This is a genomic window from Rhodococcus sp. RD6.2, assembly GCF_001040705.1.
Taxonomy (GTDB): domain Bacteria; phylum Actinomycetota; class Actinomycetes; order Mycobacteriales; family Mycobacteriaceae; genus Rhodococcus_G.
The window spans coordinates 80,842-106,840 of the sequence record NZ_CVQP01000008.1; the positions used below are offsets into that span (position 1 = coordinate 80,842).

The 25,999-nt window shown below is 68.5% G+C and carries 23 protein-coding genes and 1 pseudogene; 9 read left to right on the forward strand and 15 right to left on the reverse strand.

Annotation, left to right across the window (positions count from 1 at the left end):
• The first annotated feature begins 76 nt into the window (after window positions 1–76).
• From tkt to RHCRD62_RS17145, 6 genes are all read left to right on the forward strand, one after another.
• Complete coding sequence (gene tkt, locus RHCRD62_RS17120) at window positions 77–2,179, forward strand: transketolase (protein ID WP_050066239.1); 2,103 nt, start codon at window positions 77–79, stop codon at window positions 2,177–2,179.
• A gap of 5 nt (window positions 2,180–2,184) precedes the next feature.
• The gene (gene tal / locus RHCRD62_RS17125) at window positions 2,185–3,297 is read left to right on the forward strand and encodes a transaldolase (protein ID WP_050065963.1); all 1,113 of its coding nucleotides are present in this window, start codon (window positions 2,185–2,187) and stop codon (window positions 3,295–3,297) included.
• 5 nt (window positions 3,298–3,302) lie between these two features.
• Window positions 3,303–4,874 carry a glucose-6-phosphate dehydrogenase gene (gene zwf, locus RHCRD62_RS17130; RefSeq protein WP_050065964.1) on the forward strand — a complete coding sequence of 524 codons (1,572 nt, stop codon included), beginning with the start codon at window positions 3,303–3,305 and terminating at the stop codon, window positions 4,872–4,874.
• A 19-nt stretch (window positions 4,875–4,893) separates the two neighbouring features.
• On the forward strand, window positions 4,894–5,802 hold the full coding sequence (opcA, locus tag RHCRD62_RS17135) for a glucose-6-phosphate dehydrogenase assembly protein OpcA (RefSeq protein ID WP_050065965.1): 909 nt from the start codon (window positions 4,894–4,896) through the stop codon (window positions 5,800–5,802).
• Window positions 5,803–5,870: 68 nt separating this feature from the next.
• On the forward strand, window positions 5,871–6,617 hold the full coding sequence (gene pgl, locus RHCRD62_RS17140; protein WP_050065966.1) for a 6-phosphogluconolactonase: 747 nt from the start codon (window positions 5,871–5,873) through the stop codon (window positions 6,615–6,617).
• 374 nt (window positions 6,618–6,991) lie between these two features.
• Entirely contained in the window at window positions 6,992–7,216 is a 225-nt protein-coding gene (locus tag RHCRD62_RS17145; RefSeq protein WP_050065967.1) for a hypothetical protein, read from the forward strand.
• Between the two features lie 9 nt (window positions 7,217–7,225).
• Here RHCRD62_RS17145 and ppc read toward each other — a convergent pair.
• Window positions 7,226–10,011 (reverse strand): annotated as a pseudogene (gene ppc / locus RHCRD62_RS17150) (phosphoenolpyruvate carboxylase).
• Window positions 10,012–10,083: 72 nt separating this feature from the next.
• Complete coding sequence (secG, locus tag RHCRD62_RS17155) at window positions 10,084–10,317, reverse strand: preprotein translocase subunit SecG (RefSeq protein ID WP_050065968.1); 234 nt, start codon at window positions 10,315–10,317, stop codon at window positions 10,084–10,086.
• A gap of 219 nt (window positions 10,318–10,536) precedes the next feature.
• Here secG and RHCRD62_RS17160 point away from each other — a divergent pair, with 219 nt between their 5' ends.
• On the forward strand, window positions 10,537–11,451 hold the full coding sequence (locus RHCRD62_RS17160) for a tyrosine-protein phosphatase (RefSeq protein ID WP_050065969.1): 915 nt from the start codon (window positions 10,537–10,539) through the stop codon (window positions 11,449–11,451).
• A 59-nt stretch (window positions 11,452–11,510) separates the two neighbouring features.
• Here the strand turns inward: RHCRD62_RS17160 and RHCRD62_RS17165 are convergent, their stop codons facing one another.
• Together RHCRD62_RS17165 and RHCRD62_RS17170 are read right to left on the reverse strand one after the other, a co-directional pair.
• Entirely contained in the window at window positions 11,511–13,169 is a 1,659-nt protein-coding gene (locus tag RHCRD62_RS17165; RefSeq protein ID WP_050066240.1) for an FAD-binding dehydrogenase, read from the reverse strand.
• 7 nt (window positions 13,170–13,176) lie between these two features.
• Window positions 13,177–13,782: a TetR/AcrR family transcriptional regulator gene (locus tag RHCRD62_RS17170; RefSeq protein WP_050065970.1), complete on the reverse strand. Its 606-nt coding sequence runs from the start codon at window positions 13,780–13,782 to the stop codon at window positions 13,177–13,179.
• 71 nt (window positions 13,783–13,853) lie between these two features.
• On the opposite strand from RHCRD62_RS17170, the gene speG reads away from it, so the two are divergent.
• Window positions 13,854–14,375 carry a spermidine N1-acetyltransferase gene (speG, locus tag RHCRD62_RS17175; protein ID WP_050065971.1) on the forward strand — a complete coding sequence of 174 codons (522 nt, stop codon included), beginning with the start codon at window positions 13,854–13,856 and terminating at the stop codon, window positions 14,373–14,375.
• A 19-nt stretch (window positions 14,376–14,394) separates the two neighbouring features.
• Here speG and RHCRD62_RS17180 read toward each other — a convergent pair whose 3' ends face one another.
• Window positions 14,395–14,844 carry a nitroreductase family deazaflavin-dependent oxidoreductase gene (locus RHCRD62_RS17180; RefSeq protein ID WP_253277380.1) on the reverse strand — a complete coding sequence of 150 codons (450 nt, stop codon included), beginning with the start codon at window positions 14,842–14,844 and terminating at the stop codon, window positions 14,395–14,397.
• Between the two features lie 146 nt (window positions 14,845–14,990).
• Here RHCRD62_RS17180 and RHCRD62_RS26450 point away from each other — a divergent pair, with 146 nt between their 5' ends.
• Entirely contained in the window at window positions 14,991–15,479 is a 489-nt protein-coding gene (locus tag RHCRD62_RS26450; RefSeq protein WP_253277361.1) for a nuclear transport factor 2-like protein, read from the forward strand.
• Between the two features lie 86 nt (window positions 15,480–15,565).
• Here RHCRD62_RS26450 and tpiA read toward each other — a convergent pair whose 3' ends face one another.
• The 10 genes from tpiA to RHCRD62_RS17235 all read right to left on the reverse strand — a co-directional run bounded on the left by tpiA (window position 15,566) and on the right by RHCRD62_RS17235 (window position 25,917).
• Window positions 15,566–16,351 carry a triose-phosphate isomerase gene (gene tpiA / locus RHCRD62_RS17190; RefSeq protein ID WP_050065972.1) on the reverse strand — a complete coding sequence of 262 codons (786 nt, stop codon included), beginning with the start codon at window positions 16,349–16,351 and terminating at the stop codon, window positions 15,566–15,568.
• Window positions 16,341–17,555 (reverse strand): phosphoglycerate kinase, encoded by a 1,215-nt coding sequence (gene pgk / locus RHCRD62_RS17195; RefSeq protein ID WP_050065973.1) that lies wholly within the window; start codon window positions 17,553–17,555, stop codon window positions 16,341–16,343. The genes tpiA and pgk overlap by 11 nt, the downstream gene beginning before the upstream one ends.
• Before the next feature lie 5 nt (window positions 17,556–17,560).
• Entirely contained in the window at window positions 17,561–18,580 is a 1,020-nt protein-coding gene (gene gap, locus RHCRD62_RS17200) for a type I glyceraldehyde-3-phosphate dehydrogenase (protein WP_050065974.1), read from the reverse strand.
• Between the two features lie 95 nt (window positions 18,581–18,675).
• Window positions 18,676–19,653, reverse strand: coding sequence for a DNA-binding protein WhiA (gene whiA / locus RHCRD62_RS17205; protein ID WP_172671098.1), 978 nt, complete (start codon window positions 19,651–19,653; stop codon window positions 18,676–18,678).
• Window positions 19,650–20,684: a gluconeogenesis factor YvcK family protein gene (yvcK, locus tag RHCRD62_RS17210; RefSeq protein ID WP_050065976.1), complete on the reverse strand. Its 1,035-nt coding sequence runs from the start codon at window positions 20,682–20,684 to the stop codon at window positions 19,650–19,652. The genes whiA and yvcK overlap by 4 nt, the downstream gene beginning before the upstream one ends.
• Window positions 20,681–21,577, reverse strand: a complete 897-nt coding sequence (gene rapZ, locus RHCRD62_RS17215) for an RNase adapter RapZ (protein ID WP_050065977.1) — start codon at window positions 21,575–21,577, stop codon at window positions 20,681–20,683. Before rapZ ends, yvcK begins: the two co-directional genes overlap by 4 nt.
• Window positions 21,574–23,691, reverse strand: a complete 2,118-nt coding sequence (uvrC, locus tag RHCRD62_RS17220; protein WP_050065978.1) for an excinuclease ABC subunit UvrC — start codon at window positions 23,689–23,691, stop codon at window positions 21,574–21,576. Before uvrC ends, rapZ begins: the two co-directional genes overlap by 4 nt.
• Before the next feature lie 35 nt (window positions 23,692–23,726).
• The gene (locus RHCRD62_RS17225) at window positions 23,727–24,179 is read right to left on the reverse strand and encodes a PH domain-containing protein (protein ID WP_050065979.1); all 453 of its coding nucleotides are present in this window, start codon (window positions 24,177–24,179) and stop codon (window positions 23,727–23,729) included.
• A gap of 2 nt (window positions 24,180–24,181) precedes the next feature.
• Window positions 24,182–24,667, reverse strand: a complete 486-nt coding sequence (gene ribH, locus RHCRD62_RS17230; RefSeq protein WP_050065980.1) for a 6,7-dimethyl-8-ribityllumazine synthase — start codon at window positions 24,665–24,667, stop codon at window positions 24,182–24,184.
• On the reverse strand, window positions 24,664–25,917 hold the full coding sequence (locus RHCRD62_RS17235; RefSeq protein ID WP_050065981.1) for a bifunctional 3,4-dihydroxy-2-butanone-4-phosphate synthase/GTP cyclohydrolase II: 1,254 nt from the start codon (window positions 25,915–25,917) through the stop codon (window positions 24,664–24,666). Before RHCRD62_RS17235 ends, ribH begins: the two co-directional genes overlap by 4 nt.
• Window positions 25,918–25,999 lie beyond the last annotated feature (82 nt).

The following is a 25,999-nucleotide window of genomic DNA, read 5'->3' on the forward strand; positions in this document are numbered from 1 at the left end:
GACGGGCCCGATGCGAATCGAGCTCGCCGCGCACGTCCCGCGTCGCCGTTCACCTATGTCAGGAGACTTCAAGCTCGTGTCGACCACAGACGAGATCCGCGTCCTCACCCAGCCGGCGCATCCCGCCGACTGGACCGACCTGGACACGAAGGCGGTCGACACCGCCCGTGTCCTCGCCGCCGACGCCGTGCAGAAGGTCGGCAACGGCCACCCCGGCACCGCGATGAGCCTGGCTCCCCTCGCGTACACGCTGTTCCAGCGGGTGATGCGGCACGACCCCACGGACGCCGGGTGGGTCGGGCGCGACCGCTTCGTCCTCTCGTGCGGTCATTCGAGCCTGACGCTGTACATCCAGCTGTACCTGTCGGGATACGGCCTGGAGCTGGCCGACCTGGAGGCACTGCGCACCTGGGGTTCGCTGACCCCGGGCCACCCGGAGTTCGGTCACACCACCGGTGTCGAGATCACCACCGGTCCGCTCGGCCAGGGTCTCGCGTCGGCGGTCGGAATGGCGATGGCCGCTCGTCGTGAGCGCGGACTCTTCGATCCCGACGCCCCGGCAGGCACGAGCCCGTTCGATCACCACGTGTACGTCATCGCCTCCGACGGCGACCTGCAGGAGGGCGTGACCTCCGAGGCCTCCTCGATCGCGGGCGTGCAGCAGCTCGGCAACCTGATCGTCTTCTACGACGACAACGAGATCTCGATCGAGCACGACACCGCCATCGCATTCGGCGAGGACGTCGCCAAGCGCTACGAGGCGTACGGCTGGCACGTGCAGCGCGTCGAGGGCGGCGAGAACGTCACCGCGATCATCGAGGCAGCGGAGGCCGCGAAGGCCGTCACCGACAAGCCGTCGATCATCATCCTGCGCACCATCATCGGATACCCGGCTCCGACCAAGATGAACACCGGCGACGTGCACGGCGCCGCACTCGGTGCGGACGAGGTCGCCGGCGTGAAGGCCGCCCTCGGTTTCGATCCGGAGAAGAGCTTCGACGTGGACGCGTCCGCGCTGGCGCACGCCCGCGAGGTGCAGACCCGCGGCTCGCAGGCGCACGCGCAGTGGCAGCAGTCCTTCGACGCGTGGGCCGGACGCGAGTCCGAGCGCAAGGCGCTGTTCGACCGCCTGCACGCGGGCGAGTTCCCCGAGGGCTGGACGGACGTCCTCCCGACCTGGGAGCCGGACGCGAAGGGCGCCGCGACCCGCAAGGCGTCCGGCAAGACCCTGAACGCACTGGGTTCGATCCTGCCGGAGCTGTGGGGCGGCTCGGCCGACCTCGCGGGCAGCAACAACACGACGATCGACGGTTCGGATTCGTTCGGCCCGCCGTCGATCTCGACGAAGGACTGGACCGCGCAGCCCTACGGCCGCACCCTGCACTTCGGTATCCGCGAGCACGCGATGGGCTCCATCCTCAACGGCATCACACTGCACGGCCCGACCCGCCCCTACGGCGGGACCTTCATGGTGTTCAGCGACTACATGCGCCCGGCCGTCCGGCTGGCCGCGCTGATGGGCACCCCGGCCATCTACGTGTGGACTCACGACTCCATCGGTCTCGGCGAGGACGGGCCGACGCACCAGCCGATCGAGCATCTCGCGGCGCTGCGTGCCATCCCGAACCTGTCGGTGGTCCGCCCCGGCGACGCCAACGAGACCGCACAGGCATGGCGGTACGCCCTGGAGAACACCACCGGCCCGACGGCGCTGGCCCTGACGCGTCAGGACATCCCGATCCTCGAGGGCACCAAGGAGCGGGCAGCCGAGGGAGTCGCCCGCGGCGCGTACGTCCTCGAGGACTCGTCGACGGGGACCCCGCAGGTGATCCTGCTCGCGTCCGGTTCCGAGCTGCACCTCGCGGTCGAGGCACGCAAGGTCCTCGAGGCCGACGGCATCGGCACCCGCGTCGTGTCGGTTCCCTGCCTCGACTGGTTCAACCAGCAGGACCAGGCGTACCGCGACGAGGTGCTCCCGCCGGCAGCGCGTGCCCGCGTCTCCGTCGAGGCAGGCATCGCCATGCCGTGGTGGCGCCTGCTCGGCGACGCCGGTGAGGCCGTCTCCATCGAGCACTTCGGTGCGTCCGCCGACTACAAGGTGCTGTTCCGTGAGTTCGGGATCACGTCCGAGGCCGTGACCGACGCCGCTCGCCGCACCCTCGATCGAGTGAAGGGCTGATCGTCATGACCCAGAACAAGTACCTCGCGGATCTGTCTGCCGCCGGTGTCTCGGTGTGGCTGGACGACCTCTCGCGCTCGCGGCTCGAGACCGGCAACCTGGCGCAGCTGGTGGCGGAGAAGTCCGTCGTCGGTGTGACGACGAACCCGTCGATCTTCCAGGCCGCGCTCAAGGGCCCGGAGTACCAGGCCCAGCTGCACGAGCTGGCTGCTCGCGGCGCCGACGTGGACGACACCGTTCGCGCATTGACCACCGACGACGTGCGCAACGCGTGCGACCTGCTGAACCCGCAGTACGAGGCGTCGGCAGGCGTCGACGGCCGGGTGTCCATCGAGGTCGATCCGCGCCTCGCGCACGACACCGAGGGAACCGTCGCACAGGCGGTCGAGCTGTGGAAGATCGTCGACCGTCCGAACCTGCTCATCAAGATCCCGGCCACGCTCGCGGGTCTGCCCGCGATCACCCGGGTGATCGCGGAGGGCATCAGCGTGAACGTGACGCTGATCTTCTCGGTCGAACGGCACAAGGCCGTGATCGACGCCTACCTCGCGGGTCTGGAGTCCGCGAAGGCCGCCGGTCACGACCTGGCGACCATCCATTCGGTCGCCTCGTTCTTCGTCTCCCGCGTGGACACGGAGATCGACGCCCGGCTGGAGACGATCGGCACCGGCGCCGCACTGGCGCTGCGGGGCAAGGCAGGCGTCGCGAACGCCCGCCTCGCGTACGCCGCGTACCAGGAGGTGTTCGAGTCCGGTGACCGCTTCGCCGAGCTGGCGAAGTCCGGGGCACGCGTGCAGCGCCCGCTGTGGGCGTCGACGGGCGTGAAGAACCCCGACTACCCCGACACCCTGTACGTCACCGAGCTGGTCGCCGCGAACACGGTGAACACGATGCCGGAGAAGACTCTCGACGCGGTCGCCGACCACGGTGTCGTCTCGGGCGACACCATCTCGGGTACGGCCGCCGCCTCGCAGGAGGTCTTCGACGCGGTCGCGGCCGTCGGGGTCGACCTGGCAGACGTGTTCGACAAGCTCGAGTCCGAGGGTGTCGACAAGTTCGAGGTCTCCTGGAACGAACTTCTGGGAGCCACCGCCGCATCCCTCGCCGCGGCAGGCTGATCACCGTGGGAGGCACGGGTGCCGCAGAGCGGCGCAGGACCGGCGCGTCGACGCCACAGTGGGTCAATCCGCTGCGTGACGAACGCGACAAACGACTGCCCCGTATCGCGGGCCCGTGCTCCCTGGTGATCTTCGGCGTCACCGGAGACCTGGCACGCAAGAAGCTTCTTCCTGCCGTCTACGACCTCGCGAATCGGGGACTGCTCCCGCCTGGGTTCACCCTGATCGGGTTCGCCCGGCGGGACTGGACGGACGAGCATTTCGCCGCCGTCGTGCACGATTCGGTGCGCGAGCACGCACGCACCAAGTTCCGCGAGGTGGTGTGGGAGCGACTCGCCGAGGGAATTCGCTTCGTGCAGGGCAACTTCGACGACGATGCCGCGTTCGACGAGCTCGCGAAGACCCTCGCATCGGTGGACGAGCGGCGCGGTACCGGCGGCAATCACGCCTTCTACCTGGCGATCCCGCCTGCCGCCTTCCCGACGGTGTGCGAGCAGCTGTCGCGATCCGGCCTCGCCGAGCCGGGCGAGGAGCAGTGGCGGCGCGTGGTCATCGAGAAGCCCTTCGGCCACGACCTCGAGTCGGCGCAGGACCTCAATGCGGTCGTGAACACCGTCTTCCCGGAGGACTCGGTGTTCCGCATCGACCACTACCTGGGCAAGGAGACGGTCCAGAACATCCTGGCGTTGCGGTTCGCGAACCAGCTGTTCGACCCGATCTGGAACGCCCACTACGTGGACCACGTCCAGATCACGATGGCCGAGGACATCGGATTGGGTGGCCGCGCCGGTTATTACGACGGCATCGGCGCCGCCCGTGACGTCATTCAGAATCACCTGCTGCAACTCCTCGCGTTCACCGCGATGGAGGAGCCGGTGAGCTTCGAGCCGTCGGAGCTGCAGGCGGAGAAGGTCAAGGTGCTCTCCGCGACGCGGCTCGCGCAGCCCCTCGACGAGACCACCGCCCGCGGGCAGTACTCGGGCGGCTGGCAGGGTGGCCGCAAGGTCGTCGGCCTGCTCGACGAGGAGGGATTCTCGAAGGACTCCACCACCGAGACGTTCGCCGCCATCACCCTCGAGGTCGACACCCGCCGGTGGGCCGGGGTGCCGTTCTACCTGCGCACCGGTAAACGCCTGGGCCGCAGGGTGACCGAGATCGCGGTCGTGTTCAAACGCGCCCCGCACCTGCCCTTCGACCAGACCATGACCGAGGAACTCGGCCAGAACGCGCTGGTGATCCGGGTGCAGCCCGACGAGGGCGTCACGATGCGGTTCGGCTCCAAGGTGCCCGGCTCCTCGATGGAGGTCCGGGACGTCAACATGGACTTCAGCTACGGCCAGGCGTTCACCGAGTCCTCCCCCGAGGCGTACGAACGACTGATTCTCGACGTCCTGCTCGGCGAGCCCTCGCTGTTCCCGGCGAACGCGGAGGTCGAGCTCTCCTGGAAGATCCTCGACCCCGTGCTCGACCACTGGGCGGCGTCCGGGCGTCCGGAACCGTACGAAGCGGGCACCTGGGGCCCGCCGTCGTCGCAGGAGATGCTTCGCCGCTCCGGACGCGAATGGAGACGACCGTGACGCTAGGAGTGGTCCACTCGTGATCATCGACATTCCCGCCACGACGACGGGCGCCGTGAACAAGAAGCTCGTCGAGGTGCGCGAGACGGGCGGCGCTGTCACCCTCGGCCGCGTCCTGACGCTGGTCGTCAGCACCGATGACGACGACAACGCGGAAGCGGTGATCGATGCCGCCAACGAGGCGAGCCGCGAGCATCCGTGCCGTGTCATCGTCGTCACCCGCGGGGGACGCGTGGGCGACTCCCGTCTCGACGCGCAGATCCGGGTCGGCGGCGACGCTGGTGCGTCCGAGGTCGTCGTGTTGCGGCTGTACGGCGAACTCGCCGACCACAGCGACAGCGTGGTGGTTCCGTTCCTGCTCCCGGACACTCCGGTCGTGGCCTGGTGGCCCGACACTCCGCCCGCGATCCCAGCACGGGACCCGCTCGGCCAGTTGGCGATTCGGCGGATCACCGACGCGACGGGCACAGCGGACCCGGCCGCGACGATCCGGTCGCGACTTCAGGCGTACACGGCGGGCGACACCGACCTCGCGTGGGCGCGCGCAACCCCGTGGCGGGCCCTGCTCACGTCGGCGGTCGACCAGCCGCCGCACGAGAGCCTGGTGTCCGCGACGGTCTCGGGACTGTCCGCGGAACCGGCCGTCGACCTGATCGCGGGTTGGCTCGCCAGCCGCATCGACGGACCCGTCCGCAGACGTGGTGGCGAACTGCGGATCGACCTTCAGCGCGAGAGCGGAACCATCACCCTGAGCCGTCCGCAGACGGGCAAGACCGCCACTCTGAGCCGGACCGGAGCACCCGACGCCCTGGTGTCGTTGGCGCGCAGGGAGACCCGCGACTGCCTGGCCGAGGAGTTGCGTCGCCTCGATCCCGACGAGATCTATCACGCCGCGCTCGCGGGGCTCGAACGCGTCATCTGGGAATAGCTCGGGGTGGGTCGTTCGGATCGGGAACGGTCCTCCACCTGACGCGTCGCAACGCCTAGGGTGACCTCATGACTGATTCCGTGACCGTGCAGACCTACGACGATTCCGCTGCGCTCATCGAGGCAGCGGCCGCGAAGTTGATCGATGTGATCGTCGACGCGCAGTCCGAGAGGGGCGTCGCCTCCGTCGTCCTCACTGGTGGCGGCAACGGGATCGGAGTACTGCGCGCGCTTCGCGCCGATTCGGGCAAGGTCGACTGGTCCAAGGTCGAGGTGTTCTGGGGTGACGAACGTTTCGTCCCCGCCGGGCATCCGGATCGCAACGAGGTCCAGGCCCACGAGGCACTGCTCGACCACGTGCCCGTCGACCCGGCGCGCCTGCATCCGATGCCGTACGGGGACGGGGCGTACGCGGGCGACCCGGACGCGGCGGCACACGCCTACGAGCACCTTCTCGCCGCACACGCCGGCGACGGCCCGATCCCCGACTTCGACATCCACCTGCTCGGGATGGGCGGTGAGGGCCACGTCAATTCGCTGTTCCCCGACACCGACGCCGTCCGCGAGGAAACCCGGTTCGTGGTCGGAGTGACCGACTCCCCCAAGCCTCCCGCCCAGCGGGTGACGCTGACGCTCCCCGCGGTACGGCGGGCACGGCGGGTCTGGCTGCTCGTCGCGGGCGCGGACAAGGCGGAAGCGGTGGCAGCTGCGGTCGGCGGCGCCGATCCCGTCGACATTCCGTCCGCGGGCGCCATCGGCGCCGAGGAAACGGTGTGGTTCCTCGACCGAGCGGCAGCCGCGAACCTGCCGGACTGACCGGCTCAGTCGGTGGCCGTTTCCTCGTCGGACGGACGGGGATTCGGCTCCGGCGGTGTGGATCCGCCCCGCCTGCCGTGAAGGAGGGAGTGACTGCGCAGGGTCGCGCGTCCCGTCGTGCTCCCCCGGATTCCCCCACGCCAGTCCTGCGTTCCCGCGCAGCGTGTCATCGTCGGCACCCTCCTCAACTCTCGTTGATGGATATGACGCACGGAACCGCGCTCCCGTTCCGTGCGGTTCCGACGCCACACCGCCCGGTCTGTCGGCGATGCCCAGCAGTCAACCCGTGCGGTCGGTGGCCCCGCCGACCGAATCGGGCTGCATCAGGGGCTCCCCCCGATGCGCCACGGTGATGTTCCCGGGACAATGGCGGCATGGACATCGCGACGTGGTGGCAGCTCCTCTCCGCCGACTCCCGTGACTGGCTCGTCGAACACAACGGTGAGCCTCTCGATCCGTCGGTCCGGGACGAGATCCTCGCCGTCAACGGGGGCGAGACGAACCCCAGCTGGTGGGTAGGCGATTCCACCGACGGCGAGTCGGAACTGACGGACTCGGCCGTCGACTGGATCGAGGAGTTCGCCAACGGCGAGCAGTGACCGGTGTCGCTACCCGCTGTTGCGCAGCGCCGTGGCGAGGCCGTTCATCGTCAGCTGGATGCCACGCCGGACCAGGTCGCTGTCGTCTCCAGCCCGGAATCGGCGGAGCAGTTCGACCTGTAGGTGGCCGAGCGGTTCGAGGTACGGGAACCGGTTGTACATGGACCGTTCCAGCGCAGGGTTGTCCGCTACGAGGGAGTCGTTGCCGGTGATCGCCCGGTACATCGCGACGGTCCGGGCGTGCTCGGCCGCGATCATCCCGAACACCTTGTCCCGCAATGCCACGTCGGGGACGAGTTCGGCGTAGCGTGCGGCCAGTCCGAGATCGGACTTCGCCATCACCATCGCCAGGTTGGACAGGACCGTCCGGAAGAAGGGCCACCGCCGGTACAGCTCGCTCAGGCGTGCCAGTTTCTCCGGATCGTCCCCGGTCCATGATTCGAAGGCGGTTCCGGTGCCGTACCACCCGGGCAGCATCACCCTCGACTGACTCCACGCCAGCACCCACGGGATCGCGCGCAGGTCGGCGATCGAGCGAGTGGGTTTCCGCGACGACGGCCGCGACCCGATGTTCAGCGCACCGATCTCCGCGACGGGTGTCGACGTCGTGAAGTACTCGACGAAACCCGGTGTGTCGTGGACGAGTTCGCTGTAGGCGACGCGGGCCCGCTCGGCGAGTTCGTCGAGCAGTGCGTATGCGTCGTCGGCGTCGTCCCCGAGCCCCTCGACGTCGAGGAGAGTCGATTCGAGCGTCGCCGCGACCAGTGTCTCGAGGTTGCGATGCGCGATGCGCGTGGCTGTGCGTACTTGGCGGCGATCACCTCGCCCTGTTCGGTGATCCGGAGCGATCCCCTGACTGCGCCCGGTGGTTGCGCGAGGATCGCCTCGTAGCTCGGGCCGCCGCCGCGACCGACGGTTCCGCCGCGACCATGGAAGAGCCGCAACCGGATTCCGGTGTCCTTCGCCGCCTCGACGAGGTCGAGTTCCGCCCGGTACAGCGCCCAGTTCGCCGCCAGGTACCCACCGTCCTTGTTCGAGTCCGAGTAGCCGAGCATGACCTCCTGCAGCCCGTTGTGGGCGTCCACCACGGCCCGGTACTCGGGGACGGCGAGGACCGCGCGCAGGGTGTCCGCTCCCCCGCGCAGGTCCTCGATCGTCTCGAAGAGCGGCACGATGTTCGGTCCCCGCCGCCGGGAGGAGCCGGGCACGAGCAGTCCGGCCTCCTTGAGCAGGACGGCCGCTTCGAGCATGTCACTGACGGTCTGGCACATGCTGATGATGCAGTTCGGGACTGCGCGGGTACCGAGTTCTGCGACGGCGTCCGCGGCGGCGGCGAAGATCGCGAGCTCCGACGTCGTCCTCTCTCCGAATACCGCGCCGGGCCTGGTCAGCGGACGCGGCGTCCGCAGTTCCGCGGCGAGCAGCTCGACGCGGGCGGCCTCGTCGAGGGAGGCGTAGTCGGGATGCACGCCTGCCCAGGCGAACAGTTCCGCGATCACCTCCTCGTGCACCTCCGAGTTCTGGCGCAGATCGAGACCCGCGAGGTGGAATCCGAAGGCCTCCACCGATTCCCGGAGGGTCGCGAGACGATCGTCCGCGAGCATGCCGTCGCCGTGCCCGCGCAGCGACCCGTCGATCACGTCGAGGTCGGCGAGCAGTTCGTCGGCCGTGAGGTACGGCGCCAGCCCGGTGTCGGCACGTGCCGCCGAGGACGTGCGCGCCAGGTCGTCGCCGAGCACGGAGATCGCCGTCTCGGTCAACCGGCCGCGCATCCCCCTCAGCGCTCGGCGGTAGGGTTCGTCCGCTCGAGACGGGGCAGTGTCCCCGGACGCTGCCGCGAGTGCGTCCAGCGCCTCCGATACGGTGACCAGCCGCGCCGACATCGCAAGTTCCTGTTCGAGGGTCTCGAGGTCGTGCAGGTGTCGGTCGAGCGCGGTCGCCGCGGCACGGTGCGTGGCGCGGTGCACCACCTCGGCCGTGACGTTGGGGTTCCCGTCACGATCGCCACCGATCCAGGTCCCGGTGCGGAGCATCGGTTCGGGTAGCAGGCCGGCGCCCGGCCAGCGTCCGCGCAGTTCACGTCGAAGGGCGGCGTTGATTCGGGGCACGACGTCGAACAGCGCGGCGTCGTAGTACCGCAGCCCGACTTCGATCTCGTCCTGGATCCGCAGGCGCGACAGCCGGATCAGCGCGGTCTGCCAGAGAGTGAGGATCTGGCGGCGCAGCGCGGTCTCCCACTCCGCCGTCTCGATGTCGTCGAGGTCGGTGCGTTCGCGCAGCCGCATGAGCTCGGTGATGCGGTTCTGCGTCTCGAACACCGTCCGACGTCGCGTCTCGGTGGGATGCGCCGTGATCACGGGCACGACCTGGGCACCGGCGAGCGCGTGCGCGACGGTCGACGGATCGATCTCCGCCGCATCCAGTTTGGCGTAGGTGGCGGCGAGACTGCTGTCCTGCGGCGGTTCGCCGGCACGCACGTGGACGGCGCGCCGACGTTCGCGGTGCAGATCCTCGGCGAGGTTCGCGAGGAGCGCGAAGTGACTGAACGCCCGGATCACGGGAATCGCGACCGCCGTGTCGACTCCGGCGAACAGGTCGGCGAGCTCGGTGCGCTCGACCTCGGAGCGACGGACGCGGAACGACTCGACCCGGGCGCGTTCGACGAGTTCGAAGACCTCGTCGCCGGCCTGGTCGCGGACGGTCTGCCCGAGTATGCCGCCGAGCAGTCGAATGTCCTCACGCAGAGGCTCGGTGGCCTCCCGCGACGGGCGTGCGGCGTCGTCCGGCGTCGTCATCGCCTCAGTATCGAGGCGCACCGCGCTACCCGCAGCGCGAGCGCAGTGATGCCGCCGCCAACCTCAGGTGGGTCAGCTGAACTTGATCTCCAGGCCGATGCCGAGGATCGCGATGAGCCAGATCAGGCCGGTGAACACGGTGAACCGGTCGAGGTTCTTCTCGACAACGGTGGAGCCGGACAGGCTCGACTGGACGCCGCCACCGAAGAGGCTGGACAGGCCGCCGCCCTTACCACGGTGCAGCAGCACCAGCAGGATCAGCAGGAGGCTGGAGATCACCAGCAGGATGTCCAGAAAGAGTCTCATCTCGACCGTACTCAGCCCTTCGCGCGACGATTGTGGCCACAAGCGTGCCCAGCCTACCGGTATTACACCTGTTGGTCGGCAATCGGACCTTACGGATACCGGACGCGCACCGCTCCGCTTCCCGCTGGACGGGAACAACTATGACGTAGATCACGATGCCACCTGGACACTTCCGACGCGTACGCACCTCCACCACCAGTCGATCGGAAGAGATTGCCCATGTCACATCGTTCCAGAGCTGTCGGAGTCCTCGTCGCCGCCGGGGTGGCGCTACTCACGAGCATCGGTGGCGTCGCACAGGCGGAAACCGGACTCCCTGCACCGGTAGCCGCGCTGCTGGACTCCGGCTCCGCCTCGCTCGGCAGCTCCGCGCCCGTCGCCCCGGACGCCCCCCGACTCACGAGCGTCGACAACTTCCGCGACGTCGCAGGCACCGGCGCCGGCTACGTGGGCACCCACGGCAGGCACGTGAACAAGGGCGTGTTCTACCGAGCGAACGCGATCGTCCCCAACGAGGCGGATCTCGCGACCCTCGCCGGGCTGAACCTGTCCACGGTGTACGACCTGCGCACCGACGACGAGGTCGCGCAGAAGCAGAATGTGCTGCCCGCCGGCGTCGTGTACAAGCGGATTCCGATCCTGTCCGGCAACATCAACGAGATGCTCGGCAAGATCAAGGCCCCCGAGGACGCCGTCACGATGATGGAGGACATGAACCGGTCGTTCGTCACCGGTGAGGTCGAGCGCGCGAAGTTCGCCGAACTCCTCACCGCAATGGCGAACACCGACGGCGCCCAGGTCTTCCACTGCACCGCAGGCAAGGATCGCACCGGCTGGACCACCGCGCTGTTGCTGAGCCTTGCCGGCGCATCCGACAGCACGATCATGGAGGACTACCTGCTCACCAACGAGTACGCGAAGGACTCGATCGCGAAGAACACCGAAGGAATCAAGCGCGCGTTCGGTGACGCCTACCTCAACTACATCCCGCTGGTGTCCGTGCAGGCGAGCTTCCTGCAGGCGGGCCTCGACCAGGTGGACACCACCTACGGCTCGATGGACAAGTACCTGACCGAGGGGCTCGGCCTGTCCCCCGAGACCATCGGCAAGTTGAAGGCGAAGCTGCTCGGGTAGCACTTCACGCCCGTGCGTGGTCTCGACCCTCGGGGTGAGACCACGCACGGGCGGCTGCCCTACAGCCTGCGGGCCAGCGCCCGGCCGGCGCTGCGCCCCGAGAAGATGCAACCGCCGAGGAAGGTGCCTTCGAGGGCGTTGTAGCCGTGCACACCGCCACCACCGAAGCCTGCGACCTCGCCTGCCGCGTAGAGCCCGTCGAATGCGGTGCCGTCGGGGCGGATCACCTGCGAATCGAGGTTGGTTTCCAGTCCACCGAGCGTCTTGCGGGTGAGCAGGTTCAACCGGACCGCGATCATCGGACCGTGCGCCGGGTCCTGCAGCTTGTGCGGCTTGGCGACGCGGATCACCTTGTCGACCGCGTAGGTGCGGGCGTTGCGGACGGCCATGATCTGCATGTCCTTGGTGTACGTGTTCTCGATCTCCCGGTCGCGGGCGACGACCTCCCGTTCGACCTGCTCGAAGTCGAGCGGCGGCCCCGGGTTGATGGCGTTCATGCCGTCGACGAGGTCGCGCAGGTTGTCGCGGACCACGAAGTCCTCGCCGTGCTGTTTGAACGCCTCGACGGGACCGGGCGCACCCTTCTTGATGCGGCCGAGCAGGAGTTTGAGGTCCTTGCCGGTCATGTCCGGATTCTGCTCGGAGCCCGAGAGCGCGAACTCCTTCTCGATGATCGATTGCGTGAGGATGAACCACGTGTGGTCGTGGCCGGTGCCGACGATGTGCTTGAGCGTCGCGAGGGTGTCGTAGCCGGGGAACAGCGGGACGGGCATACGTGTACCCGTCGCGTCCAGCCACATCGACGACGGGCCGGGGATGATGCGGATCGCGTGGTTGGGCCAGATCGGATCCCAGTTGACGATGCCCTCGGTGTAGTGCCACATGCGATCTCGGTTGACGATGTTGCCGCCCGCCGACTCGGTGATCCCCAGCATCCGGCCGTCGACGTGTGCCGGGACGCCGGTGATCATCCGTTCCGGTGCCCGTCCGAGTCGTTCGGTCGGCCAGTTCTCCTTCACCAGTTCGAAGTTGCCGCCGATACCGCCGGAGGTGACGACGACCGCCTGGGCACGCAACTCGAACTGTCCCGCCGCTTCCCTCGTGGACTCGACGCCCCGCGGTTCGTGGGACGGCGCGAGAACGGTGCCGCGGACGCCGACAGCTGCGCCGTTCTCGACGATCAGCTCGTCGACCTGGTGCCGGTGCCGGAAGGTGACCAGTCCGCGAGCGGCGGCCTCGAGCACCGGTTCCCGGAACACTCGAACGACCTCGGGGCCCGTGCCCCAGGTGATGTGGAAGCGGGGCACGGAGTTGCCGTGCCCGGTGGCCAGTCCGCCGCCGCGTTCGGCCCACCCGACGTTCGGCATCACGCGAAGGCCGAGGTCGTGCAGGTAGGACCGCTTGTCGCCGGCCGCGAAGTTGACGTAGGCCTCGGCCCACTGCCGCGGCCAGTGGTCCTCGCGGTCACGATCGAAACCGGCGCTGCCCATCCAGTCCTGCATCGCGAGTTCGAGGGAATCCTTGATGCCCATCCGGCGCTGTTCGGGGCTGTCCACGAAGAACAGGCCGCCGAGCGACCAGAACGCCTGTCCACCGAGGTTGGCTTCGTTCTCCTGATCCACGACCACGACGGACTTCCCCGCCCGGGTCAGTTCGTACGTGGCGACCAGGCCGGCGAGCCCGCCCCCGACGACGATGACATCGGCTGTCTCGGACATCTGCACCTCACTTGTTCTCGCTGTAACTGCGGACGACATGGACGAACAGGTCGGTACGCGCTCGGGCGATCCCGCGGTCGTCGGGTTCCATCAGGACCTGGACGGATGTTCCGTCGTGAACCGCGACGAGCGCGCGGCCGAGCGCCTCGGGGTCGGTGATGCGCCTGCCCGCGCGGGCCAGCGCGGCATCGACGATCGGCAGGATCGTCGACTGGATCGACGCCTCGCGCGCGGCCATCACCGACCTGAGATCGGGATTGCGCAGTGCATGGGCGGTGAACTCGGCCGTGATCCGGTACCACCGGTCCTCGACGGGGATCGCGGCGACGATCCGCGCGGCGGCGTCCTCGAGATCGAACGATTCCGTGTCCACACCGGCCTCGGCGACGGTGACGGCCTCGCGTATCCCGGCGAGCATCGCCTGCGAACGCTGCTCCCACATCGCGAGGAACAGCTCGTCGAGCGAGTCGAAGTTCGAGTAGAACGCACCGCGGGTGAATCCTGCTCGCTCACAGACCTGTTCGACGGTCGAGCGCCCGAACCCCTCCTCGGCGAACACGTCGAGCGCTGCGGCGAGAAGCCGCTCCCGGGTGTTCGCTCGACTCCTCGGCATGTTCGATACATTAATGTATCGAACGGTGTCGCGGGGGAAATCCGAGCATCAGCAGCGATAGGCTCGATTCCATGGCCGACACCTCGACGACGGTGACCCTGCGTCCACTCGAACGCGACGACCTGCCGTTCGTGCATCGACTGTTCAACGACTCCCAGGTGATGCGGTACTGGTTCGAGGAACCGTACGAATCCCTCGCCGAGCTGACGCAGCTCTACGAACGGCACATCCACGACGAACGGGAACGGCGGTTCGTGATCGAAGCGGAGGGCACCGCGGTCGGTCTGGTCGAACTCGTGGAGATCGACTACATCCACCGGAACTGCGAGTTCCAGATCATCGTGGCGCCAGGCAATCAGGGCAAGGGGTACGCCGGAATCGCGACGCGGAAAGTCCTCGCGCACGCGTTCGGGGTACTGAACCTGCACAAGGTGCACCTCATCGTCGACACCGAGAACCATGCCGCCGTGCACATCTACGAGAAGGTCGGGTTCACCGTCGAAGGCGTTCTGCGCGAGGAGTTCTTCGCCGCGGGCAAGTACCGCGACGCCACCCGGATGGGCATCTTCCAGCGCGACTTCCTCACGCACTAGGCCCGAGCAACCCAGCCCGTCACCGCGGCGTGAGCACCACGACCGGGATCGGGCGCGCCGTATGCCGCTGGTACCCGGAGTAGCGCCCACCGTTGTTGGCATCGGCGGCGGCGAACAGCCGCGCGTAGTCCGGGTCGTCGGGCCCCAGCAACCGGGCGGTGACGGGGATCCTCGTGGTACCGACTCGAATCGACGCCTCCGGCTGCGCCTTCAGGTTGAAGTACCACCCCGGCGACTGCGGGGCACCGCCTTTGGACGCCACGACGACATAGTCCTCACCGTCACGGACGTAGGTGAGACTGCTGACGCGAGCCTGCCCGGTCTTCGCGCCCACGGTGTCGAGCAGTAGGCAGGGCACGCCGAGGATGTGGTGCCCGATCCTGCCGCCGGTGCGCTCGTACACCCACTGGTGCACCTTCAACACCTGCACGCCGATCTTCTGGACGATCGGGTTCTCCTCCACCTTCACAATGTCCACCTCCGGATCGTGTGCGGTCCAGCGTAACCACCTCGAGTGCCCGGTTCGAGGCTTCACCCGACCTCGGAGACGCGTCGACCACGGGGCATTGCGGAGGTGGAGAGACGGATCGAGCCGGCATCCTGCACACTATGGCGATGAGAGCCTGGTTCGCCGCCGGTGCGACAACAGCATTCACCGGCCGCTACGTCCTGCTCCGGGTACTGCTGCACAGGTTCACGCGGGACGTCGCCGCACTCAACGCAGGTGATCATCGCCCACTTCTGAGCGCCTACCGCCACGACGCCGTCCTGCGATCCGGCGAGCTCGACCACCGCTGGTCCGGTGTGTATGTCGGCCGGGACGCAATCGAGGAGTTCCTGCGGACCTTCGTCGCTTCGCGTCTGCGGGGCGAGATCGGCGCAGCGTATTTCGGTGGCCCACCGTGGCGGATGACGACCCTCGTCCGCTTCACCACCCACGTGATCGCCCCCAACGGCGCGGTCCGGCATCGGAACAGGACGATCCTGCAGGTTCGCACCAAGTGGGGACGAATTGTCGAGCAGGAGGACTTCTACGAGAACACCGCGCGCGCAGAGGCATTCGACGCGCGCCTGAGGCAGCTCGGGCTCGACGCGACCGGATAGGAATCAGCGCACCCCCGGAAACGCCGTTGGGCGCGTGCGCCTCGAGAGGTGCACGCGCCCAACGCGTACTCGTTCGATCCGAAGGATCAGGGCAGGGGTCCCCCGGCCGCGATCGCGGACAGCGTCGCGAACTCGTCGGCCTTGAGCGACGCTCCGCCGACCAGACCGCCGTCGACGTCGGGCTGAGCGACGAGCTCGCCGACATTCTTGGCGTTCATCGATCCGCCGTACAGCACCCGCACGTCCGCCGCGACCGCGGCCGACGCCAGTTCTGCGAGCGTGGCACGCACCGCGGCGCACACCTCCTGCGCGTCGGCGGCCGAGGCCACCTTGCCGGTTCCGATGGCCCACACGGGCTCGTACGCGACGACGACCTTGCCGATCTCGTCCGCCGACAGCCCGGCGAGTGAACCCTTGAGCTGCGCGACGTTGAAGGCGACGTGGTCGCCCGCCTCACGGACGTTCAGCCCCTCACCGATGCACACGATCGGCGTCACGCCGTTCGCCAGCGCCGCCTTGGTCTTGGCGAGCACGATCGCGTCGGTCTCACCGTGGTACTGGCGACGCTCCGAGTGCCCGACGATGACGTAGGTGCAGCCGAGCTTGGCGAGCATCGCACCGCTCACCTCGCCGGTGTAGGCACCGGACTTGTGCTGGGAGACGTCCTGCGCGCCGTACGTGAGCAGGAGCTTGTCGCCCTCGACGATCGTCTGCACGCTGCGAATGTCGGTGAACGGCGGGATCACCGTCACGTCGACCTTGTCGAAGTACTTCTCCGGCAACGAGAAGGCGATCTTCTGCACCAGGGCGATGGCCTCGAGGTGGTTGAGGTTCATCTTCCAGTTGCCTGCGATCAACGGCTTACGCGCCATCGAGTACCTCCAGACCGGGCAGGGACTTGCCCTCGAGGTACTCGAGCGACGCGCCGCCACCGGTGGAGATGTGCGAGAAGCCGTCCTCCGGGAGTCCGAGCTGACGCACCGCGGCAGCCGAGTCGCCGCCGCCGACGACGCTGAACGCGCCCTTGCCGGTGGCTTCGATGATCGCCTCGGCGACACCCTTGGTGCCCGCCGCGAACTTCTCGAACTCGAACACACCCATCGGCCCGTTCCAGAACACGGTCTTGGAGTTCGACAGGATCGCCGCGAAGCGCTCCACGGACTCCGGGCCGATGTCCAGGCCCATCCAGCCGTCCGGGATCTCGAGCACGGACACCGTCTTCGCCTCCGCGTCGGCGGAGAAGGAATCGGCGATCACCACGTCCTGCGGGATGTGGATGACGTCCGCGTACCGCTCGAGGAGCGCCTTGCAGGTGTCGATCATCGACTCCTCGCACAGCGAGTTGCCCACCGAAACACCCTGCGCGGCAAGGAAGGTGTAGTACATGCCACCACCGATGACGAGGGTGTCGGCCTTGTCGGCCAGCGCCTCGATCACGGCGAGCTTGTCGGAGACCTTCGACCCGCCGAGCACGACCGCGTACGGCCGCTCGGACTCCTGCGTGAGCTTCTGCAGGACCTCGACCTCGGCCGCGACGAGCGTGCCCGCGTAGTGCGGCAGCAGCGTCGCGACGTCGTAGACCGATGCCTGCTTGCGGTGCACGACACCGAACCCGTCGGACACGAACGCACCGTTCATGTCGGTCAGCTCGACGAGCGCCTTCGCCAGGGCGAGGCGATCGGCGTCGTCCTTGCTGGTCTCGCGGGGATCGAAGCGGATGTTCTCGAGCAGCAGCACGTCACCGTCGGTGAGCCCCTCGGACCTGGCGAGCGCGTCCTGTCCCACGACGTCGCCGGCGAGCTGGACGTTACGGCCGAGCACCTCGCCGAGCTTCGCGGCGACCGGCGCCAGCGACAGCGCCGGATCCGGTTCGCCCTTCGGGCGGCCCAGGTGCGCCATCACGATGACCTTCGCGCCTGCCTCGGCGAGCGCCGAGATGGTCGGCGCCGAGGCCAGGATGCGACCCGGATCGGTGATGGTGGCACCGTCCAGCGGGACGTTGAGGTCGGAGCGCACCAGCACGGCGCGGCCCGCGACCCCCTCGTCCAGCAGGTCCTTCAGAGTCTTGACTGCCACAGTGATCAAAGAGCCTTTCCAACGAGACCGATGAGGTCGACGAGACGGTTCGAGTAGCCCCACTCGTTGTCGTACCAGGCGACGATCTTGACCTGGTCGTCGATGACCTTCGTCAGACCGGCGTCGAAGATCGACGAGTGGGGGTCGGTGACAATGTCCGAGGATACGATCTGGTCCTCGGTGTACTTCAGGATGCCCTTCAGCGGCCCCTCCGCGGCGGCCTTCATGGCGGCGTTGATCTCCTGGACCGACGCCGGCTTCTGCAGGTTCACGGTGAGGTCGGTGGCCGATCCGGTCGGGATCGGCACACGCAGTGCGTAGCCGTCGAGCTTGCCGGCCAGCTGAGGAAGCACCAGCCCGATGGCCTTCGCGGCGCCGGTACTGGTCGGGACGACGTTGAGGGCGGCGGCGCGGGCGCGACGGAGATCCCGGTGCGGGCCGTCCTGCAGGTTCTGGTCCTGTGTGTAGGCGTGGACCGTGGTCATCAGGCCCCGGACGATGCCGAACTCGTCGTCGAGCACCTTGGCCACCGGGCCGAGGCAGTTCGTCGTGCAGGACGCGTTGGAGATGATGTTCTGGCTGCCGTCGTACGCGCCGTCGTTGACACCCATCACGATGGTGATGTCCTCGCCCTTCGCGGGCGCGGAGATGACGACCTTCTTGGCGCCTGCGTCCAGGTGCCCCTTCGCCTTGGCGGCGTCGGTGAAGATGCCGGTGGACTCGACGACCACGTCGACGCCCAGGTCACCCCACGGCAACGCCGACGGGCCCTCGCGCAGCGACATGGCCTTCATCTTCCGGTCGCCGACGACGATCGTGTCGTCGCCTTCGAGTGAGACGTCGTACGGCAGACGACCGAGAATCGAGTCGTACTTCAGCAGGTGAGCGAGGGTTGCATTGTCGGTCAGATCGTTGACCGCCACGATCTCGATGTCCGTGGTGCCGAGCGCCCTCTGTGCGTCGACCGCCCTGAACAGATTGCGTCCGATTCGGCCGAAGCCGTTCACGCCTACCCGGATTGTCACTGTGTACTCCCGTCTGGCAGTTCTCGTGTGATGTCCCAGTCGACGCCTGGATCCGATGCACTGCTCCTCGGCACCCGAGGGTCGGCTCCGCCTCGCTACGCCTCGTCGAGCAGCTCCGCGGTCACTGCGGACTCGGTGTCCGGAATCCCGGTCTCCTTGGCCTTGCGATCCGCCATGGACAACAGGCGCCGGATGCGTCCCGCTACAGCATCCTTCGTCATCGGAGGATCTGCCAGTTGGCCGAGTTCCTCCAGCGAGGCCTGCCGATGTTGCACCCGCAGGCTGCCCGCGGCCGCGAGATGATCGGGGACGTCCTCGCCGAGGATGTCCAGGGCCCGCTCCACCCGCGCCGCCGCCGCGACAGCGGCCCGTGCGGATCGTCGCAGGTTGGCGTCGTCGAAGTTCGCCAGCCGGTTCGCCGTGGCCCGCACCTCACGGCGCATCCGGCGTTCCTCCCAGGTCAATCGCGTGTCCTGCGCACCCATGCGGGTGAGCAGCGCGCCGATGGCCTCGCCGTCGCGCACCACGACGCGGTCGGCACCCCGGACCTCACGAGCCTTCGCCGCGACACCCAGTCGCCGCGCCGCACCGACCAGCGCGAGCGCGGCCTCCGGGCCGGGGCAACTGATCTCCAGCGCGGAGGATCGCCCGGGCTCCGTCAGCGACCCGTGCGCGAGGAACGCGCCGCGCCACGCGGCCTCCGAGTCGACGACGCTGCCACCGACGACCTGCGCGGGAAGACCGCGGACCGGCCGGCCCCGCAGGTCGAGGAGCCCGGTCTGGCGGGCGAGGGCCTCGCCGTCCTTGCTCACCCGCACGATGTAGCGCGCACTCTTGCGCAGACCGCCCGCTCCGAGGACGTGTACATCTGCGCCGTACCCGTAGAGGTCGTGAATCTCGCCGCGCAGGCGGCGGGCTGTCGACCCGAGGTCGACCTCCGCCTCCACGACGACTCGTCCGGCGACGATGTGCAGTCCACCCGCGAACCGGAGCAGCGACGACACCTCCGCCCGACGTGCGGACACCTGGGTCACCACGAGCCGACTCAGCTCGTCCTTGACCTCCGCTGTCATTGCCACGAAGTGGACTCCCTTCCCGTATGTGTCGCGTGCGGTTCGCAGTGCCCCCGCAACAGTGCAGTAGACAGGATCTGATCGAGCGCCGCGGCCACCTTGCCCGGATGGTGTGTCGCGGTCCCGTGGCGCGCGACGTCGGCGTAGCCGACGTTGGCACCGAGGCGGGCCGCGGCGCGGCACAGGTGGTCGCGCTCGCTGCCCTCGGGCACCGAGTGCGAGTCGACGAGAATGTCGTCGACCCGCAGATCCGGCGCGTGTTGGGCAAGGACGTGCAGGTGCCGTTCGGCCGAGAATCCGGCGGTCTCGCCCGGTTCGGGGGCGAGGTTGAGGATCAGGGCCTTACGGGCCTGGGTCTCGCGCAGTGCCGCGGCCATGTCGGGTACGACGACGTGCGGAATGACACTCGTGAACCAGGACCCGGGGCCGAGGAGCACCAGGTCGGCCCGCTCGATGGCCTCGACCGCCGAGGGTGTCGCGGGAGGGTCGGGCGGAAGCAACCGCACCCGCCGCACCTGCCCCGGGGTCGTCGCGACCGCCACCTGTCCCCGGATCGTGCGGCTGACCCGCGGATCGGACTCGAGGCCGACGACGTCCGCCTCGATCGCCAGCGGGATCGGCGACATCGGCAGGACCCTGCCCTCGACGCGGAGGAGCCGGGCCACCTCGTCGAGCGCACTGACGGTGTCGCCGAGCACCTCGGTCAGCCCGGCGATGATCAGGTTGCCGACCGAGTGGCCCGCGAGTGCTCCCGTTCCGCCGAAACGGTGCTGCAGCGTCTCGGTCCACGTCGCGACGTCGGGGTCCTCGGAGGCCAGGGCCGCCAGCGCCATGCGCAGGTCGCCGGGCGGGATGAGCCCGAGTTCGGAACGAAGGCGCCCCGACGAACCACCGTCGTCCGCGACCGTCACCACTGCGGTGACGTCGCTGCTGAGGCGCCGGGCCGCGCGGAGCGTCGCGTACAGGCCGTGCCCGCCTCCGAGCGCGACGATCGCCGGACCCGGAGCTGTGTCCTGCGAGCCCTGCGTCATTCGCGACCCAGATCGCGGTGAACCACCTTGACGGTGATGCCCGAGTCTGCGGCGAGTCGGGACGCGAGCGCCTCCGTCATCGCGACGCTGCGGTGCTTGCCGCCGGTGCATCCGACCGCGATCGTCATGTAGCGCTTGCCCTCCCTGCGGTAACCGGTGGTGGTGAGATCGACGATGTGGTGATAGGTGTCGAGATAGTCCTGGGCGCCGTCCTGCCCGAGCACGTAGTCGCGGACCGGAAGCTCACGTCCGGTGTGTTCGCGCAGCTCGGGGATCCAGTGCGGGTTCGGCAGAAACCGTACGTCGCACACCAGATCCGCGTCCATCGGCAGCCCGTACTTGAAGCCGAAGGACTGGACGGTGACGGCGACGGACGGTACCTGGCCGCCACCGAACGCGGCCTCCACGCGATGACGCAGTTCGTGCACCGACAGCGACGAGGTGTCGATCACGAGATCGGCGTCGGCGCGGACGGGCGCGAGCCGCGCCCGCTCGGACGCGATCCCTTCGCTGAGGGTTCCGTCGCTGCCCTCGCTCTGCAGCGGATGGCTGCGCCGGTTGTTCTCGAACCGCCGCACCAGCACCGGATCGCTCGCCTCGAGGAACAACACGCGGGTTCGGGTCGCGCTCGCCGCGACTTCCTTCACCACCGCTGCCAGTTCGCCCGTGAATCGCCGACTGCGCACGTCGATCACCACGGCGAGCTTCGGGATCCGCGACGACGGTGACCGCCCGAGGTCCACCATGCGCGTGATCAGTTCGGGTGGCAGGTTGTCCGCGACGTACCAGCCCATGTCCTCGAGCACCTTCGCGGCGGTACTCAGTCCCGCGCCGGAGAGCCCGGTCACCAGGGCGACGTCGATGTCCGGCCGTTCGGTCACGTGTTCGGTCACTCGACACCCGCCCTCTCAGACTTCACGACACCGGCCTCCACCGCTGCGGGCCCGACGTCGGCGGACCCCGACTCATCATCCCCTACGAGGGCCCGATCATCGGTTTCCTCAGCCGGGGTTTCCCCGCGCGTCACCTCGGATTCCCCGTTCAGGGCGGCGAGGACGGCCCGAGCCGTCGCCACGCCGACGCCGGGCACGGCGGTGATCTCCTCGACGGTGGCGTCCTTGAGCCGGGCGACCGAACCGAAGTGGGTGACGAGTGCCGTGCGTCGCCGCTCGCCGAGCCCCTTGACGGAGTCGAGTGCCGACGCGGTCATCCGGCGGGACCGTTTGCTGCGGTGGAAGGTGATCGCGAACCGGTGTGCCTCGTCGCGGACTCGTTGCAGCAGGTACAGCGAGTCGCTGGTACGAGGCAGGATCACCGGATCGTCTTCACCGGGGACCCACACCTCTTCGAGCCGCTTGGCGAGACCGACGACGGCGACGTCGGTGATGCCGAGTTCGTCGAGTACCGCGGCCGCCGCGGTGACCTGCGGCTTTCCGCCGTCGACGACGTACAGGTTCGGCGGGTACGCGAAGCGACGCGGGCGGCCGGTGGTCGGATCGAGGGCCGCTTCGGGAGCGAGATCGCCACCCGACCCCGCTTCGGCGGCGTCGTCGGTACCGCCTCGGACGTCCTGCGCGTGGCGCAGGAACCTGCGCCGCGTCACCTCCGCGATGGATGCGACGTCGTCGGACCTGCCGTCTCCCGCAGCCTCTCTGATCGCGTAGTGCCGGTAGTCGGACTTGCGGGGCAACCCGTCCTCGAACACCACGAGCGATGCGACGACATCGGTGCCCTGTACGTGACTGATGTCGACGCATTCGATCCGCAACGGCGCCTCGTCGAGTTCAAGGGCGTCCTGGATGCCCTGCAGCGCTGCCGACCTGGACGTCAGGTCGCCTGCCCGCTTCAGTTTGTGCTGGGCCAGTGCCTCTTTCGCGTTGCGTTCGACGGTCTCGGCGAGCGCCTTCTTGTCTCCGCGCTGAGGTACCCGCAGGGACACCGCCGAGCCGCGCAGCCCGCTGAGCCAGTTCTGCATCTCGTCGGCGTTGCGGGGCAGCACCGGGACCAGCACCTCCCGCGGCACCGCCGTCGCCTTGTCGGCCTGCAGTCCGGGCTGGTCGGTCAGGGCCGCCTGCTCGCCGTAGAACTGGGTGAGGAACTCCTCGACGAGTTCCTTGGTGTCCTGGTCCCCGGACAGTTCGACGACCCATCCGCGTTGGCCGCGGACTCGCCCGCCCCGCACGTGGAAGACCTGCACGGACATTTCCAGTTCGTCGGCGGCGAAGTCGACGACGTCGGCGTCGGTTCCGTCGCCGAGGACGACGGCCTGCTTCTCCAACGCCTTCCGCAGTGCCCCGAGGTCGTCCCGCAGGCGTGCCGCGGTCTCGAAGTCCAGGTCGTCGGACGCCTGCTGCATCCGGATCTCGAGTTCCCGGACGAGCTTGTCCGTTCGGCCGGCGAGGAAGTCGCAGAAATCCTCGACGATGGCGCGGTGCTCGTCGGCGCTGACCCGCCCGACGCAGGGCGCCGAGCACTTGTCGATGTAGCCGAGCAGACAGGGCCTGCCGATCTGGTTGTGCCGCTTGAACACTCCGGTGGAACACGTCCGTGTCGGAAACACCCGCAGCAGCAGGTCGAGGGTTTCGCGGATCGCCCACGCGTGCGAGTACGGGCCGAAGTACCGGACCCCCTTGCGCCGCGGACCGCGGTAGACGAACAGCCGCGGAAACTCCTCGCCCAGAGTCACCGCGAGCACCGGGTACGTCTTGTCGTCGCGGTACCGGACGTTGAACCGGGGGTCGAACTCCTTGATCCAGTTGTACTCGAGCTGGAGTGCCTCGACCTCGGTCCCGACGACAGTCCACTCGACGCTGCCCGCCGTCGTCACCATCTGACGCGTCCGCGGATGCAGCGACGCGACATCGGCGAAGTAGGAGTTCAGCCTGCTGCGCAGGTTCTTCGCCTTGCCGACGTAGACGACCCTGCCGTGGGGATCGCGGAACTTGTAGACGCCGGGCGCCGTCGGAATGGTTCCGGTGGCGGGGCGATAGGTGGCGGGATCTGGCACGAAATCCAGACTAGTCGCGGGCTCCGACGTGCCCGTCAGCTCGCATTGTTCGCGGGCGCGTACTTCTCGGCGAGACGCCGGAACGACTGCACCGCGGACACGGCGTGCTCACGATCGTTGGACTGGATCGCCATGACGGGGATGTACTCGTCGTCGGGGAGTTCGATGCGGGCCCAGGCGGCGCCGTCGGGGAACGACAGGCCTTCCACGAGGTCCCAGTCGACTCGACGCTCACCGAAGGCGTTGCGCACCCACACCCCGTCACGGCTCACCCGCAGTCGGGGTCGCGCCAGCAGCAGGACACCACCGGCCAGCATCATCCCGATGCCGATCATCGCGAGCTGATCCACCAGCCGGAAGTACACACCCGTCGCCGTCGTCCGCAGCAGCACGCCGAGGACGAGGAAGATCAGCACGCAGAGAACGGCGACACCGTAGGCGTAGCGCGCGGTCTTGCGGGGTCGTACCTCGAGTTCCCAGTCGCTCATCGTCACTGTCCCGCCTGCTCGCGGAGGTTCTTCAGCGTCACGGCGGTGTCGATGGCGGCGGCGCACGCCTGACCACCCTTGTCCTCGACGGAATCGGGCAACCCGGCCCGGTCCCGCGCCTGCTGCTCGGTATCGGTGGTGAGCACCCCGTTGGCAACGGGGGTGCCCTCGTCGAGGGAGACGCGGGTCAGGCCGTAGGTGACGGCGTCGCACACGTACTCGAAGTGCGGGGTGCCACCGCGGATGACCACGCCGAGCGCGACGACGGCGTCGTGCATCCGGGCGAGCTGCTGAGCGACGACGGGCAGCTCGATGGCGCCTGCGACGCGGACCAACCTCACGTCCTCGATCTGCGCCTGCCGGGCGACCCGCTTCGCCCCGGCGATCAGCGCCTCCGAGATCTCGGGGTGCCAGGATCCGGCGACGATGGCGAGGCTCAGGTCCTTCGCCTGCCCGAGCTGCAGTTCGGGCAGTCCCTCGCCGCTCACACCGCACCGCCCTTCTCGTACTCGTCGAGACCGGCGAGGTCGTGGCCCATGCGGTCCCGCTTCGTCCGCAGGTAGGTCAGGTTCTCGGCGTTGGCACGCAACGGCATCGCCACTCGCTCGAGGATCTGCAGACCGTAGCCGTCGAGACCGACCCGCTTCGCGGGGTTGTTGGTGAGCAGACGCATCGAGGTGATGCCGAGGTCGACGAGGATCTGCGCGCCGATGCCGTAATCGCGGGCGTCGGCGGGCAGACCCAGCTCGAGGTTGGCGTCGACGGTGTCGGACCCGGCGTCCTGCAGCTGGTAGGCCTGCAGCTTGTGCATGAGGCCGATGCCGCGACCCTCGTGACCACGCATGTAGAGGACGACGCCGCGACCCTCGGCCGCGACCATCTCCAGCGCGGCGTCGAGCTGCGGGCCGCAGTCGCAGCGCAGCGACCCGAACACGTCACCGGTCAAGCACTCGGAGTGCACCCGGACGAGGACGTCGGAGCCGTCACCGTCCGGGCCCGCGATGTCGCCCTTGACGAGGGCCACGTGCTCGACCTCGTCGTAGATGCTCTGGTAGCCGACCGCCCGGAAGTCGCCGTGCGGCGTCGGGATGCGGGCCTCCGCGATCCGCACGACGTGCTTCTCGTGCTTGCGCCGCCACGCGATGAGGTCCGCGATGGAGATCATCGCGAGGTTGTGGTCGTCGGCGAAGACGCGCAGCTCGTCGGTCTGGGCCATGTGGCCCTCGTCCTTCTGGCTGACGATCTCGCAGATCACGCCTGCGGGGCGCAGATCGGCCATGCGGGCGAGGTCGACGGCGGCCTCGGTGTGCCCGGGACGACGCAGCACGCCGCCCTCCTTGGCGCGCAACGGGACGACGTGCCCGGGGCGGGTGAAGTCGGAGGCGCCGGTGCTCGGGTCCGCCAGCAGACGCATCGTCGCGGCGCGGTCGGACGCCGAGATGCCGGTGCCGATGCCTTCCTTCGCGTCGACGGTGACCGTGTAGGCGGTGCCGTGCTTGTCCTGGTTCGACGAGTACATCGGGGGCAGGCCCAGACGATCGCAGTCGTCGCCGTCGAGCGGCACGCACAGGTAGCCGGAGGTGTAGCGGACCATGAAGGCCACGAGTTCCGGCGTAGCCTTCTCGGCGGCGAAGATGAGGTCGCCTTCGTTCTCGCGATCCTCGTCGTCGACAACGACAACGGCCTTGCCTGCGGCGATATCGGCGACTGCGCGCTCGATACTGTCGAACCTGGTCACGTCCTGCGCTCCATCACTCATCGATTGCTCCGTGCACCACCGGGCGAGCGCCGTCGGATGCACCTCAACAGTACGACCCCAT

Bases quoted from the DNA above. Each gene is read 5' to 3' on its own strand.
- tpiA (WP_050065972.1), bottom strand. From the start codon at position 16,351: ATGGCGCGTAAGCCGTTGATCGCAGGCAACTGGAAGATGAACCTCAAC.
- speG (WP_050065971.1), top strand. From the start codon at position 13,854: ATGGCCGACACCTCGACGACGGTGACCCTGCGTCCACTCGAACGCGAC.
- RHCRD62_RS17170 (WP_050065970.1), bottom strand. From the start codon at position 13,782: ATGCCGAGGAGTCGAGCGAACACCCGGGAGCGGCTTCTCGCCGCAGCG.
- whiA (WP_172671098.1), bottom strand. From the start codon at position 19,653: ATGACAGCGGAGGTCAAGGACGAGCTGAGTCGGCTCGTGGTGACCCAG.
- RHCRD62_RS17165 (WP_050066240.1), bottom strand. From the start codon at position 13,169: ATGTCCGAGACAGCCGATGTCATCGTCGTCGGGGGCGGGCTCGCCGGC.
- RHCRD62_RS17145 (WP_050065967.1), top strand. From the start codon at position 6,992: ATGGACATCGCGACGTGGTGGCAGCTCCTCTCCGCCGACTCCCGTGAC.
- RHCRD62_RS17225 (WP_050065979.1), bottom strand. From the start codon at position 24,179: ATGAGCGACTGGGAACTCGAGGTACGACCCCGCAAGACCGCGCGCTAC.
- yvcK (WP_050065976.1), bottom strand. From the start codon at position 20,684: ATGACGCAGGGCTCGCAGGACACAGCTCCGGGTCCGGCGATCGTCGCG.
- RHCRD62_RS26450 (WP_253277361.1), top strand. From the start codon at position 14,991: ATGAGAGCCTGGTTCGCCGCCGGTGCGACAACAGCATTCACCGGCCGC.
- secG (WP_050065968.1), bottom strand. From the start codon at position 10,317: ATGAGACTCTTTCTGGACATCCTGCTGGTGATCTCCAGCCTCCTGCTG.
- RHCRD62_RS17160 (WP_050065969.1), top strand. From the start codon at position 10,537: ATGTCACATCGTTCCAGAGCTGTCGGAGTCCTCGTCGCCGCCGGGGTG.
- pgl (WP_050065966.1), top strand. From the start codon at position 5,871: ATGACTGATTCCGTGACCGTGCAGACCTACGACGATTCCGCTGCGCTC.
- tal (WP_050065963.1), top strand. From the start codon at position 2,185: ATGACCCAGAACAAGTACCTCGCGGATCTGTCTGCCGCCGGTGTCTCG.